At 49.5% G+C, this 14,181-nt stretch carries 13 protein-coding genes; 5 read left to right on the forward strand and 8 right to left on the reverse strand.

The annotated features are described in order from the left end of the window. Positions 1–83: 83 nt before the first annotated feature. A complete protein-coding gene (guaB, locus tag AC2YIT_RS10195) occupies positions 84–1,556 on the forward strand; it encodes an IMP dehydrogenase (protein WP_487279104.1) in 1,473 nt (490 codons plus the stop codon). Between the two features lie 154 nt (positions 1,557–1,710). On the opposite strand, the gene AC2YIT_RS10200 is transcribed toward guaB, so the two are convergent. Further along, entirely contained in the window at positions 1,711–2,367 is a 657-nt protein-coding gene (locus tag AC2YIT_RS10200) for a DedA family protein (protein ID WP_430844414.1), read from the reverse strand. A 42-nt stretch (positions 2,368–2,409) separates the two neighbouring features. Beyond that, entirely contained in the window at positions 2,410–3,204 is a 795-nt protein-coding gene (locus tag AC2YIT_RS10205; protein WP_430844415.1) for a phosphosulfolactate synthase, read from the reverse strand. 167 nt (positions 3,205–3,371) lie between these two features. Here AC2YIT_RS10205 and AC2YIT_RS10210 point away from each other — a divergent pair, with 167 nt between their 5' ends. The 4 genes from AC2YIT_RS10210 (at position 3,372) to AC2YIT_RS10225 (ending at position 5,958) form a co-directional block, all read left to right on the forward strand. Further along, positions 3,372–3,854 (forward strand): PaaI family thioesterase, encoded by a 483-nt coding sequence (locus AC2YIT_RS10210; RefSeq protein ID WP_430844417.1) that lies wholly within the window; start codon positions 3,372–3,374, stop codon positions 3,852–3,854. Positions 3,855–3,878: 24 nt separating this feature from the next. Further along, positions 3,879–4,712 (forward strand): nucleoside triphosphate pyrophosphohydrolase, encoded by an 834-nt coding sequence (gene mazG / locus AC2YIT_RS10215; protein WP_487279105.1) that lies wholly within the window; start codon positions 3,879–3,881, stop codon positions 4,710–4,712. A gap of 109 nt (positions 4,713–4,821) precedes the next feature. Next, positions 4,822–5,289, forward strand: a complete 468-nt coding sequence (locus AC2YIT_RS10220) for a zinc ribbon domain-containing protein (RefSeq protein ID WP_487279106.1) — start codon at positions 4,822–4,824, stop codon at positions 5,287–5,289. Between the two features lie 3 nt (positions 5,290–5,292). Further along, positions 5,293–5,958, forward strand: coding sequence for a thiamine diphosphokinase (locus tag AC2YIT_RS10225; protein ID WP_430844422.1), 666 nt, complete (start codon positions 5,293–5,295; stop codon positions 5,956–5,958). On the opposite strand, the gene AC2YIT_RS10230 is transcribed toward AC2YIT_RS10225, so the two are convergent. From AC2YIT_RS10230 to AC2YIT_RS10255, 6 genes are all read right to left on the reverse strand, one after another. Further along, entirely contained in the window at positions 5,953–7,596 is a 1,644-nt protein-coding gene (locus AC2YIT_RS10230; RefSeq protein ID WP_487279107.1) for a M1 family metallopeptidase, read from the reverse strand. The genes AC2YIT_RS10225 and AC2YIT_RS10230 overlap by 6 nt on opposite strands. A gap of 27 nt (positions 7,597–7,623) precedes the next feature. Further along, the gene (locus AC2YIT_RS10235) at positions 7,624–8,604 is read right to left on the reverse strand and encodes a Kelch repeat-containing protein (protein ID WP_487279108.1); all 981 of its coding nucleotides are present in this window, start codon (positions 8,602–8,604) and stop codon (positions 7,624–7,626) included. 125 nt (positions 8,605–8,729) lie between these two features. Next, entirely contained in the window at positions 8,730–10,109 is a 1,380-nt protein-coding gene (locus AC2YIT_RS10240; RefSeq protein ID WP_487279109.1) for a glucoamylase family protein, read from the reverse strand. 34 nt (positions 10,110–10,143) lie between these two features. Beyond that, positions 10,144–11,814 carry a glucoamylase family protein gene (locus AC2YIT_RS10245; RefSeq protein WP_487279110.1) on the reverse strand — a complete coding sequence of 557 codons (1,671 nt, stop codon included), beginning with the start codon at positions 11,812–11,814 and terminating at the stop codon, positions 10,144–10,146. Then, a complete protein-coding gene (locus AC2YIT_RS10250) occupies positions 11,814–12,656 on the reverse strand; it encodes a LamG domain-containing protein (RefSeq protein WP_430844429.1) in 843 nt (280 codons plus the stop codon). Before AC2YIT_RS10250 ends, AC2YIT_RS10245 begins: the two co-directional genes overlap by 1 nt. Positions 12,657–12,676: 20 nt before the next feature. Continuing rightward, positions 12,677–14,170 carry a RagB/SusD family nutrient uptake outer membrane protein gene (locus AC2YIT_RS10255; protein ID WP_430844430.1) on the reverse strand — a complete coding sequence of 498 codons (1,494 nt, stop codon included), beginning with the start codon at positions 14,168–14,170 and terminating at the stop codon, positions 12,677–12,679. Between the last annotated feature and the right edge of the window lie 11 nt (positions 14,171–14,181).

Consider the following 14,181-nt stretch of genomic DNA (forward strand, 5'->3'; position numbering starts at 1 on the left):
GTTAAAGAAAAAATACAATTCGATTTTATTTACTCAGAACTTCTTCTTAATTTTGCCCGGCAAATAACAATAGTTTATTTGCTATGAGCACAGACCCATCCAAAGTCCTCTTCGAGGCACTCACCTACGACGACGTTCTGTTAATCCCCGGTTATTCAGAAGTTCTGCCTCGTAACACATCAACAAAAACCAAGCTTACCCGCAACATTGAGTTGAACATTCCTATTGTTTCAGCTGCTATGGATACGGTGACGGAATTTGAACTGGCCATCGCTATGGCTCAGGAAGGTGGTATCGGAATAATCCATAAAAATATGTCCCTGGAAGCGCAAGCTGAGCAGGTGAGAAAGGTAAAACGTTCTGAAAGCGGCATGATCCTCGATCCGATCACACTGCTTGACACTGCGAGCCTGGGCGACGCGCATCAAATCATGCGTGAGTTCAAGATCGGAGGTATTCCCGTAATTGACAAAGACCACAAGTTGGTGGGTATCCTTACTAACCGTGACTTGCGTTTCGAACGTGAAATGAGCAAGCCGGTAACCGAAGTCATGACGAAGGACAACCTCGTTACTGCTTCGGAGGGACTTTCACTGGATGACGCTGAGAAAATCCTGCAAGAATACAAAATCGAGAAACTTCCGATTGTTGATTCGGAATATCGTCTGACGGGTTTAATCACCTATAAAGACATTCTAAAACGCAAATCACACCCGAATGCATGTAAGGACGAATATGGCCGCCTTCGTGTAGGTGCGGCCATCGGTGTTACACCCGACGTGCTGAAACGTGTAGAGGCATTGGTGAAAGCTGGCGTCGACGTAGTAAGTCTCGATACCGCGCACGGGCACTCCAAAGGTGTAATCGACGCTTTGAAATCCATCAAAGCTGCATTTCCGAAACTGGATGTAATCGCTGGTAACGTAGCGACAGGTGCAGCTGCGAAAGCATTGGCCGATGCCGGTGCCGATGCGGTGAAAGTGGGCGTGGGACCTGGTAGTATCTGTACAACCCGTATCATTGCCGGTATCGGAGTTCCCCAGCTGACCGCTGTAATGTGGGCAGCGGAAGGTCTGAAAGGTACTGGTGTTCCGGTAATCGCCGATGGCGGTATCCGTTTCTCAGGTGATATGACCAAGGCACTGGCTGGCGGTGCGAGTACAATCATGATCGGTTCAATGCTTGCAGGTAGCGATGAAGCTCCGGGCGAGGTAGTGATTTATGAAGGGCGTAAATTCAAAGCTTACCGCGGAATGGGCTCGGTGGAAGCCATGGAAGATGGTTCAAAAGACCGTTACTTCCAGGATGCTGAGGACGATGTGAAGAAACTCGTTCCGGAAGGGATCGTAGGTCGGGTACCATTCAAAGGCAAAGTTTCCGAGATCATTTACCAGATGGTGGGAGGTCTGAAAGCCGGTATGGGCTATTGCGGCGCTGATGATATCGATTCGTTGCAGAACGCGCAATTCGTGAAGATCACGTCGGCAGGTGTGAAAGAAAGCCACCCTCACGATATCATGATTCAGAAAGAAGCACCGAATTATTCGAGATCGTAAATGTACTTCGGCTGTCGGCTATCGGCAGTCGAACCTTTTTATTATAGTAAAAGATAAGGCGTTGCATTCACTTGCAACGCCTTATCTTTATATACTTAATTGAAATATCATCAGAAATAAAAGCCGACTGCCGATAGCCGACAGCCGAAGTCTTCTACGCCGCACTCGGCTTTGCGAACCGGCTTTTTAGATAAGAGAAAATCATTGGCAGAATGGAGATTCCGATGATCCCAAAGATAACCAGCTCGAAGTTCTTTTTAACAATCTCCATATTTCCGAAGAAATAGCCGAGTAGCGTGAGGGTAGGAACCCAAAGCAATGCGCCTATGATGCAGAAGATAATGTATCTGGAATAGTTCATGCTGCCTGCGCCTGCCACGAATGGCGCTACCGTGCGGACAATGGGGATGAAGCGTGCCATGATTACGGTGCTACCGCCGTGCTTTTCGTAGAATGCTTCGGTCTTTTCAAGATATTCTCTTTTCAGGAATAATATCTTCTCCCGTTTCTTGATTTGTCCGCCGAAAGTTTTTCCGATGAAGTAATTCACATTGTCACCTAGCAATGCTGCGATAATGAGGATAATAATGATCAGCCAGACGTTCAGGCCGGTGGTTTCGTTGGCGGCGATGGCGCCGGCGGCAAACAGGAGCGAGTCGCCGGGAAGCAGTGGCATGATGACCAGCCCGGTTTCGGTGAAGACAATCAAAAACAGAATGACATAAGTGAGTGTACCATATTCTTCCACGATGTTGAACAAATGCTTGTCGAGATGGAGGAAGAAATCAATGAACTGCGTTAAAAATTCCATAGCTATGCGTTAAGTTGACAATCTGTTTTTATGAGTCCTGACCTATTTGGAATCGATTTTCCACTTCTGCTTCGTCTTCGTATTCAGGAAGTGGTTGAAAGTATCCCCGCGAAGGCCGAGGCGGATCGTTTCGAGTGGTATCAGTTCGCTTGGAGCGATGTTGCCCAGGTTGACATTGGCGCCGAGTAGTTTCACAAACCATACTTGCTGTGATTTCTGGGGGGCTTCCCAGATCATATCTTCAAATGCAATTTCCGTAAGGATTTCTTCCACGAGCCCCTGGCGCACCTCGCCGCTTGCGCGGAATAAACCCACATTCCCCGACTCACGGGCTTCCCCGATCACTTTCCATGCACCTGCCTGCAATTCAGATTTGATCAGCTGGATCCATTTGTAGGGCGGGATAATCTTGTTCTCATCTTTGGAACCTACCTCTGAAAGAACGGTAACCTGTTGGGAAAGCTTGTTGATGTATTCGCATTTAATATCCTGCGGCATTTCAATGGAGCCGTCGGAAACCTCTGCGTGAGTCAGCTGATATTTATCCAGTAGCTTACGGTAGTCGTCAAACTGGTTCCTGACCACGAATGCTTCGAATAATGTTCCCCCGAAATACACGGGAATATTGGCATTTTTATAAACCGCCAGCTTCTCGTTCAGGTTCGGACTTACGAACGAAGTGGCCCAACCCAGCTTTACGATATCAATATAAGGCGATGCGGTGGACAGCATATCTTCTGTTTCCCTGACACTCAGCCCCTTGTCCATCACCATGGTAAGTCCTTTTGTTCTGGGTTTCTGGGAACGCTCGGGAACCTGCGATAACGTAAAATTCATATATGAGTAAGCATTTATCTCTGGCAAAAAAACTCCGGCAAAGGTAGTAATAACCTTCGATACGTAACAATAAAATCCATAGCATTGACTTGTAGCCATCAATTTTTCTACGATAATTACTATTTTTAGAAGATCACTTTCATTCTGTACAAACCTTTGATGAAGCTATGAACACACACTCACTCTCTGATTCGCAGACTGAAAACAAGCGGCTATCTTTTCTTCGGACGCTTATCGGCAAGCCGATGGACCGGCACTTCTCTCCGGTAGCCAAATGGCTGAACGGAACACTCATTACCATCGAGGACGGCGCGATGGAAGTGGAATATCTCGTGCGAGAGGATATGTGCAATCCCATGGGTACGTTGCACGGTGGTATTGCAGCTACGATCCTGGATGATATTGTGGGTACAATGGTGTATGCCATGGGGCGGGAGTTTGGGTTCACGTCCGTCAATCTGAACTGCGATTTTCTCAATCCGGCGGTAGCAGGCGATGTGCTGGTGGCGAAATCCGCTGTAATACGGGCGGGGAAAAATGTCGTTCATGTGGAAGGGCGGCTGGTAAATGCGCACGGACGCATTATTGCCAAATGTACGAGTAATCTCATCCAGACAGCCTTTAAATTACCACTGGTGCCAGGGCAGTAACAGGTTTCACCGTATCTTTGCGATATGGAAAAACAATTCAGTGACCTTCCCGAAAGCCGCCAGCAACAGCTCATGGCTTTCGACCGTTTGTTGACGATCATGGACGAGCTCCGGGAGCAATGCCCGTGGGACAGAAAACAGACCATGGACAGCCTGCGGCACCTGACGATCGAAGAAACCTACGAACTTTCCGATGCCATATTGAACAACGACCTGCCCGAAGTCCAGAAGGAACTTGGGGATGTTTTGCTGCATATTGTTTTTTATGCCAAAATCGGTTCGGAGCAGGCGGAAGGCAAGACCTACAACTTCGATATAAAGGACGTGCTGCACGGCATATGCGACAAGCTCGTGGCCCGTCACCCGCATATTTACGGTGATTTTGTGGCTGATACTGAAGAGGCCGTGAAGCAGAATTGGGAAAAGCTGAAATTGAAAGAAGGTAATAAGTCCGTACTGTCGGGCGTGCCTGCATCCCTGCCTGCGCTCGTGAAGGCAATGCGCATTCAGGAGAAAGCAAGAGGCGTTGGATTCGACTGGGATGAAAAGCAGCAGGTATGGGCCAAAGTGGAAGAGGAGTTGCACGAATTCAAGCAGAACTTCAATATCGAATCGGCCGATGTCATCGATCAAAAAGAGGCCGAAGGAGAATTTGGAGACCTGCTATTTTCATTGGTAAATTATTCCAGATTTGTAGATATCAACCCCGAAACGGCCCTTGAAAGGACCAATAAGAAGTTCATCAGCCGGTTTCAATATCTGGAAGAAGCCTCGAAGGCCGACGGCAAATCGCTGTCCGATATGACGCTGGAGGAAATGGATATTTACTGGAACCGGGCGAAAAAAATGGAAGTGTGAAAATTTCGTTCCGAATGATGTTACCAAATGTTGAATGCAGCGTATAAATAAACGAGTCGGATTACATCCGGTTTGAAAACCATTTTTATACACTATAAACACATTGAGTATGTATCTAGAACAACGCATTGAGCAACTTGAAAACGTCACTGTTGAACATGGAAAGCAAATTGAGATGATAGCAACTGGATTAGCCACATTGACAACCACGGTCAACAATGGATTCAACGAAATGCGAAACGAGTTCAAGCTCGTCCACGAAAAATTCGCCGCGCAAGACCGGAGGTTTGAGAGACTCGAAGGTAGAATGGACAGACTCGAAGGTAGAATGGACAGACTTGAAGGCAGAATGGATAGCCTTGAAGCCGATGTGGCGGTTCTCAAAACAGATGTAGCGGTTCTCAAAACAGATGTAGCGGTTCTCAAAACAGATGTATCGGTTCTTAAAACAGATGTAGCGGTTCTTAAAACTGATGTGGCCGAAATCAAGGATCGCCTGAATGTCATGAGTGGACAGTTCGGTAAGATGACGAAGGGCATTGAGACACTTGCTGAGCTGATAAAGACTAAACTATAACTAATGTCATCACACCACATCGTTCGGGAGAAGCAGGAGCCTGCTTTAATTATTGCCAATGGGGAAGCCTGCTCTCCGGAATTGTTGGGTCAGTTGCTGGAATGGAGCCCTTATATTGTCGTACTTGATCATGCCATTTACCGGGTTTTGGATTTAGGGATCAAAATAGATGCCTGGATGGGTGACTTTGATACGCCGCACAATGTAGAAATGATACGCGAACGCCAGCACCCGCTTGAAATCATTAACACTCCCGACCAGGAAAAGACCGATCTGAACAAAGCCATCGAGTATCTGATCGAAAGAGGTTTCCCGGCCGCAAATATCGTTTGGGCGACGGGACGCCGGGCAGATCATGCGATTACGAACATTACTGATCTCGTTCGCTACAAGGATAAGATCAAACTGGTGCTGCTGGACGACTATTCCAAGATTTTCCCGCTTACCGGTACGTTTGAAAAGTGGTATGCCGCCGGTACGCCTATTTCCCTGATTCCGGTAGGTACTGTGGAAGGCATTGAGACTTCCGGCTTGAAATACAACTTAAATAACGAAACCCTGACGATGGGTCACAGAACCGGCAGCAGTAATGAAGCCGAGGCTGATGGCATGGTCAGAGTTTCCGCGCAGAAGGGCGACCTTCTGATTATGGAATGCTGGGACTTATAAAGAAGCCTGTTTTGATTCTTTGGCTTCCACGTAGAAGTTCCGGTCTACGGTTAATGACTTGTCGCCTTTCACTTTCAAGGTTTTCCAGTCTTTGGTCGGAAAGAGGAATTCCTCTTTCCCGCTGGCAAGTTTCACTTTGACGGGCATATCGAAGTTTTCAACTGTGTTGATCCACCGGTATTGCAGGCCTTTTCCTGTAAATGCATATTCCAGAACAGGTATCCGTACGTCGCGCAGATATTGATCAAAAACCTTTGAGAGATTCCTGCCCGCGTGTTCGCTGATGTAGTTTTCAATCTGAGAGCCGTCAACCGTCTGATGGTAGAAGGTCTTGTTCAATCCGCGAAGGATCTGGCGCCACTTCTCGTCGTCATTTACAATCTGGCGGATAGTGTGGAGCATGTTCCCGCCTTTGTAGTACATGTCCTTCGAGCCTTCCTGATTAACTCCATAAATACCTACAATAGGAATATCATTCGCAATAAGTTGGCGGGTCCCGATTACATAGTCTTCCCCGGCCTTTTTTCCGAAGTAATATTCGGTGTAAAGGTTTTCGGAATAGTTGGTGAAGCTCTCGTGCACCCACATATCGGCTACGTCTTTGTAGGTGATATTATTGGCAAACCATTCATGCCCGCTCTCGTGGATAATGATGAAGTCCCATTTCAGGCCCCAGCCGGTATTTGACAGGTCTTTACCCCGATAGCCCATTTTGTAGTCATTGCCATAGGTAACCGAGCTCTGATGCTCCATGCCGAGGTAGGGTACTTCTACGAGCTTATAGCCGTCTTCGTAAAAAGGGTACGGACCAAACCAGTGCTCGAAGGCTTTCAGCATTTTCGGAGCTTGTTTGAACTGCTCTTTCGCCCTTTCCAAATTTTGGGGTAAAACGTAGTAGCTAACCTGCAAATCTCCTTTCTCGCCCTTGAATGTCTCCTTCCAGCTTACATAGTTGGCCACATTCATATTCACCCCATAGTTGTTAATCGGGTTTTTGACCACCCAATTAAAAGTGTGCGAATTGTCGCTATTCTCGACTACCGACAGCAGATTCCCATTTGATACATCCATGACATTTTTAGGAACGGTCATACTGATGAGCATGCTGTCGGGTTCGTCGTACATATGGTCCTTGCAGGGCCACCATACGCTCGCGCCCAATCCCTGGCAAGAGGTGGAAATGATAGTATTGCCTTTGCCGTCGGGGACCCATTGCACGCCTCCGTCCCAGGGCGGGCGTTTCGCGAGCCGGGGTTTTCCGCCGTAGAAAACCTCAATGGATTCAGTTTTGCCAGCTTCCTGCTTTTTATTGAGCGTAATAAAAAATGCATTGCCATCGCGGCGGTAGGTAAGCGCCTCGCCGTCCTGCACCACTTTGGTGATCTGCAATGGCTCCTGCAAATCCACCTGCATGGTTTGGTAGGGTTTCAGGACCTTGTACCTGATCACCGTGCTGCCGGTAAGCGTACTGTCTTTATCGTTGGGCCTTACGCTGAGGTGGTAGTAGGTCAGGTCCCACCATTCCCGTTCAGGGGTAATGGAGCCTCGTAGTGTGTCGGCGTGGGTGAATGTCTTCTGCTGCGCGAAAGAAGAGATTGAAACAAACAGCAAACAGACACCAGCGAGTTTTTTGAGCATTTGAATGGGGGTTAGTAATGAAGTGTATTATTTATCGAGTATTTCCATATCGTTCAGTTCCGGGCCGCCACCACGATTGGCCGAGCCTGCTGCAATGTAAATCTTCTTGTTTAATGCCACCGCCTGTGTGCCGTGACGACCCTGGTGAAGAGAGGGCAAGCGTTCCCATTTCTGGGTTTGCGGATTGAATGCTTCCACCTCATTATGTGCCTCCTGATGTGCGTCGCTTTCGCCGCCAATTACGAGTATTTTATTGTCATAAACGACGGTAGTATTGCCTGCACGAAGGGTAGGAAGATTGTTCGACGCGTCCAGGGTGGTCCATTTACCAGTCTTGAAATCGTAAACATCCACTTCCTTTATAACGGTATTCAAGACCTGATTGATACGCGCAGTCGAGAGGCGCCCGCCTGCGACGTAAAGTTTGTTGTTCAGTACGGCCACCTGCACATGGTCGCGCGGGCGGGGAGCGTCGGCGAGCGTTTTCCAGGTGCCGGTAGCAGGATCGAACTCGTCGAGCCAGGTAACCTGGCCATCCCAGTGACCGTCCTGGATGCCGCATACGAGATAGATCTTGTCATTCAACGTAAATGCGCCTGCCGCACCGCGCCTGCGGTTTTCAGGGATGGCTGCTCCCTTGCGCCATTCGTTTTTAGCAGGATTGAAAATGTAAATATCCGGAATCGGTACTTCGTGCGGATAACCACCCGTGAATGCGCCGAGTACGTAAATTTCATTCTTGTAACTGACCGCCTGGAAATGGCTCATTTCAAGCGGCGACGGCGCGAGGCTTTTCCAGGAATCTTTTTTGAAATCGTATTCATCAACCGGCTTGATACCGCGCCCGCCCAGCAGGTACAACTTTCCGTTGGCCGTGGCCATCGCGTTTTCGTGCCGCTTTTCGGGCAGGTTTTCCGGTTCGGAAACCGTCCATATCTGTGCCGATCCGTACAAGGCGAATGCATTCAGCGCGATCAGCAAAGCAGCTTTGTGGTAGAGTGGTTTCATAGGGATTTACGTTTAGATTAGCACTTCTTTGCTTTTCAAAAACGGTATCAAGGTACAATTATATTCTATAAAACAGAAAGACCAGCATATGGCCGGTCTTCCTGTGAATATTGGCTAAAAGGCGGTTAATTTCTGCTGGCTGCGGCCAAAGCAGGACTTTCAAATCCGAGTTTTTTCAAGCCTGCCTGAATCTCCGGATCTTTCATAAAAAGCTTCCAGAGCAAGCCGGTCCGGTAGTTTTCGATCATCACGATAATCGGTCCCTGGTCGATGGCCAGGTGCGATTTGGCATACCAGTTCTGCGTTTCATTGAATGCGTCGGTGAAGCCGTATTCCGACCAGATTTTGTCACCCAGGTCATCGTAAAAATGGCGCAATGCCTTCATCGACTGCTCCGGTGTGTAAGGGAATGAAGACAATGCCGCGGTAGGTGTAATCGTACCAAAATCGTTAGTCGGTGAATGCGCATTGTAGCCATTGTAGGTATCGCTCGCGGTCAGTCCCCAGCTGTTTTCGCCATATCCCCTAAACTTGCCGGGATTAGCAACGCAATGCTTGTAATTGATCAGTGAATGGTTCACATTCTGCTCCCAATAATTGGCATACTGATCTTTCAAATGGCGCGGGTCGAGGCCGAGGAATGAGTAATGCGTAAAAAACAATGGTCCGCCATATTCAAATCCGAGCGGCAGCTTCACGCCGTAATACTCCTTTCCATTGCGGAAATGGTCGCTTTGTGCCCAGCATTTGTCGTAAACCTGGCGGGTAATCGGGTAACGCGGAGAGGCCGCTCCCATAATGTAGGTGATCAATGTCTCATTGTAGCCGCGCAGCTCGAAGTTCATCGCCCAGCCGTTGTTCGGGCTCCAGTGCCAGTAGAGCTGGTTAGGATTTCCGCGGGTGTACCAGTCCCATTCGGCCTCGTTCCAGATCCAGGTAATGCGGTTGCGGAGTTCTCTTTCGAGGTCGGTATCGCGATCGAAATATTGTCTTACGGCTAGTAATCCCTGAAACAGGAAGGAAGATTCAACCAGGTCACCGCCGTCGTCCTTCCGGCCGAACGGCACGATTTTGCCGGTCGCGCCATTGAGCCAGTGAGGGAAAATGCCGTGGTAGTGATCTGCTTTCGAGAGGAATTTGACCATTTTTAATAGTCGGGCCGCTACGGAATCGCGTGGCTGCCATTGCCGTTCGGCCGCAACTACCATTGCCATTACACCAAATCCGGTGCCACCGATGGTGCAGACCTCATCGCCGTAGTCGAATGCGATATTGCTTCGCTCACGAGCCAGACCGCTGACGGGATGTCCAAAATCCCAGAAATAACGGAATGTCTGTTTTTGAACAAGTTCCAGCAATGCGGTATCGGAAAGATTTTTAGGCCGGTCGGCCGGATTGAATGCTGCGGGCTTCGCTGCGGCTGATTTTTTCTTTTGCGCCCAGCCATTCACCTGCGAACCGGCAAGTAGGGTGAGGCATAGTAGTAGTCGGAAGTATAGTTTCATAGTCGAGTAATGTTGATTGGCGGGATAAGTACTGTTAAAGCGCCGGACTGCTGAATCCGAGCTTTGTAAGGCCGGCCTTCACCTCGGGGCTACTCATGAAGAGCTTCCAGGGCAGTGCCGTGCGATAGTTTTCGATCATGACTACAATAGGTCCCTGGTCGATGGCCAGGTAGGAATCGGCGAACCAGAGCTGGTCCAGCGAGAATGCGTCGTGGAAACCATATTCACCCCAGAGCTTGTCGCCCAATTTGTAGTAAAAGAATTTCAGGGCTTTCATCGACTCCACGGGCGTGTACGGGAATGCGGATAATGCGGCCGTGGGCGTGATCACCCCCTTGTCGTTGCTCGGCGAGTTGGCGTTGTACCCGTTCGGGATGTCGCTGGCCGTGAGTCCCCAGCACTGGTCGCTGTACCCGTAATATTGCTGCGGGTTTGTTTTACAATAGTTATAGTTGATGAGGGTATGGGCCTTGTTTTGGGTAAAATAATTGGTAAAACGGTCGGTCAGCCCCGTCGGGTTTAAACCTAAAAACGAATAATGTGAGAAGAATAACGGGCCACCCAACGGTTCGCCGAGCGGCAATGCGATACCGTAATATTCCTTTCCATTGGTAAATGTGCTGTTACCTGCCCAGCCGTTGTCATAAACCGTTTTACTGATGCTATGCGTGGGCGAAGAAGCCGCCAGGGCATAAGTGATCAGGCATTCGTTCCAGCCTTTGATCTGGTGGTTCATTTCCCAGCCGTAATTGGGGCTCCAATGCCAGTAGAGCACATTTTCGTTGCCTTTTCGGAACCAGTCCCATTCAACCGCTTCCCAGATTGCATTGATATCAACGCGCAACGCGTTTTCAGCGGCATTACTTTCACTGAAATACTGACGAACTGTAAGCAATCCCTGAACGAGGAAGGAAGTCTCTACTAAATCAGCGCCATTGTCCTTATCGCTGAACGGTACGACCACACCCGTAGCGCCATTCAGCCAATGCGGGAAAGCACCGTGAAATGTCTGCGCCTTTTTCAGGAAGCCTACGATCTTCTGCATTCTTTCCAGGCCCTGCGCCCGTGTGATGAACTTACGCTCGATGGCAATGGGGATGGTCATGATGCCGAAGCCGCTTCCGCCGGAGGTGACCACATCGCCGGAGGTGTTGCGCTCGCGCGCAAGCCCGCTGACCGGGTGCGCGAAATCCCAGAAATACTTGAATGTTTGCTGCTGCACCAGTGTCAGCAGTGCTTCGTCGCTGATAGCCGGAAACTTGTCGGTGGAATCCAGCGCGGTGATCAATTCAACCTTGACCTCGTTCAATAGCATTCCGCCGGCTTTGGATTTCAATGCCTTGGTAGCGGTAACCGAGTAGCTTGTGAGATATTTTAAATCGGCGGAGGGAGTAATCACCACCGAACTGTCGCCGCCTTCCAGAGTGGATGTAAACGGAACCGCTTCGCCGGCAGCGGATCGGAAAGTAACTCCGCTCGCGAGGGTCGTATTGCTGAGCGGGGCGGAAAATGTAAACCTGACTTTGGGTTTCAGGTTTACATCATTGTATTTGAATCCGGAATAGGTCCCGTTAACGTTCAGGCTGTTGAACCCGAATGAGGTTGGTATTCCTGGACTGGATGGCCCGGGGTCTTCCTTTTCCGATTTGCAGGAAGCCCCAAGCCAGATAATTACACTAAGAAAGAGGAAGTGTTTAAAAGGCATTATTTCCCTCTTGATTCCAGTTTAACCAGTGCATCTACTTCGGCATCTTTCAAAGCCACGTTATAAATCCGCACCTCGTCGAGCAGGCCTGTCAGGTAACTTGCCCAGTCTTGTGCCGAAGCACCCGAGGTAAGGCTCGGCTTGGTCTGGAACTGTACTGTACCGAATACCATTTTGCCCGGTTTCGCCCATTTCAGGTCGCCAAAGTTCGCCACGGTGCTCGTTGCCGTTTTGGAACCATTCACGTATATGTTGAAAGTTGATGAAGTGGCGTCATAAGACAATGCGATATGCGTCCAGGAGTTGTAAAGGTTAACAATGCCTTCCTTAGCAATCCATGTGTCCTTTTTGTCATTCTGAATGTGAGCTTTGAAAATACCATCGGTATCAGTGCCGCCGTTTTCGAAGAAAGTCTCGATGTTTCCCCAGAAACCGTCCGTTTGAGACAAACCCACAAGCCCGATGATTCCACCGGCAGATTTGGTCGACGGGCTGTTTACCCAATAGGTCATGGTGAAACTTTTCAAGCCCAGGATTGCAGCCGTCGGGTCAAAAAGTACGTAGCCATTTTTGGCACCTTTCATCGCCTGGCCTTTCAGGCCATTGGCGAACGTGGTACCGGTATTGGTACCGGCCGTGTTGGAAACTACATCGGAATAGTTGCCGTCAAAAGGGAAATGTGCCACCAGATTGGCCTTCGCGATTTCGTCGGAGCTTGTAAAGCCGCCGATCGTCACGCTGGGCGCGTAACTTTCTGGATCGAACTTTTCATAGCAAGAGGTCACGCCGAGCACCGTCATTGCACACAATGCCACGGTCAGTTTATTCTTAAAAGTTTTCATCGATAGATCGTGGTTTTGGATTAATAACCTGGGTTCTGGGTGAGCACGCCTGCGCTAAGGTCGATTTCGTTCTGAGGGATCGGCCATACCTCGTTTTTGCCGGCTTTCCAGCCTTTCGGTCCGAAGATTTCAGCTGCGCGTCCCTGGCGGATCACGTCGAAATAGCGGTCGAATTCCATTGCCAGTTCATAACGGCGCTCGTTCCAGATCGCCAGACGCAATGCGGCTTTGTCGGTGGTAGTAACCTTTGGAAGGATGGTTTTGCTAGCCCCTCTTGCCCGTGCGCGCACCAACTCGAGTGACGCCAGCGCCTGAGTGGTATTCCCGATTTCGTTAGCCGCTTCGGCATTCATCAAAAGCACTTCCGCATACCGGATCACGCGTACATTTTGCTGAGAACCTTCATTGAACCCGGTTACGTACAACTTGAACGGTACATACGATTTCTGGTTGTACATCGGGTTGTCACCCGTTGCAGGAATCGCGTCGCCGGCAGGGGTTGTCTCACCGCGGTAAATGATGGTCGCGTCGCGGCGTGGGTCGCCTGCTTCAAAGGATTTTGAAAGCGCCTCAGTAGGGACATTGAAGCCCCAGCCGCCACCTGTGACGCCGCGTACACCCTGTACCTGTGAGTACTGTGAGTTGGATGCATCCTTGTTGGAAGGTATCAGTTCATTCTGGATTTCAAACACCGACTCTTTGGAGTTCTCGTTCTGAATGCGGAACAATGCCTCGTAGTCGGCAAAGAGCGAGTACTGGCCTGAATTGATCACCTGGGTTGTCAGATCGAACACCTGCTGCCATTTTCCCTGATACATCGAAACTTTGGCATGCAATGACTGTGCGGCACCTTTGGTCACACGGCCGAGGTCAGCGGCGCCGTAGTTCTGCGGCAATACCGCCGCTGCTTCGCTCAGGTCTTTTTCAATGGCTGCGTACACATCCGCTTTGGGTGTGCGGGGCAAGTTGTATTCCGAAGCGTCTTTGGGCAGGCTCAACCGCAAAGGCACATCACCAAATGCTCTCACCAATCTGAAATACGAGTAAGCACGTACAAACTTCGCTTCCGCAAGATATCTCGCTTTCAGGTTTTCGTCCATGCTGATCGCCGGGATATTGGTGATTACCTGGTTGGCGTAGTTGATGTTCTGGTATTGTCCTTCCCAGAAACCTCCGAGCTGGCCGTCTGTGGAACCTACCGTGAAAGTATCATACTGGTTGAAGAAAGTCGCATCTGAAGGCGTACTGCCTTTTTCGGCATCGTCGGAACCCATGCTTTCGACCGCGATAGCCGCGAAAGCGGTGTTGTTCCAGCTCCGCAAATTGGCATACATCGCATTCACGGCCTTTGTAGCATCCGCTTCATTTACCCAGAACACGGCGCCGGCCTGTTTTCCCTGCGGATCAACATCGAGAAAGCTGTCGCTGCAGGAGGAAGGGACGATCAGGAGTGCTGCAAGCCCGAGATATAGCCCTTTCTGCTTCAAATTGGTTTTAAAATTTATATTTTTCATATCGCTTGTGA

The sequence above is a fragment of the Dyadobacter sp. SRI_021 genome (assembly GCF_057586235.1).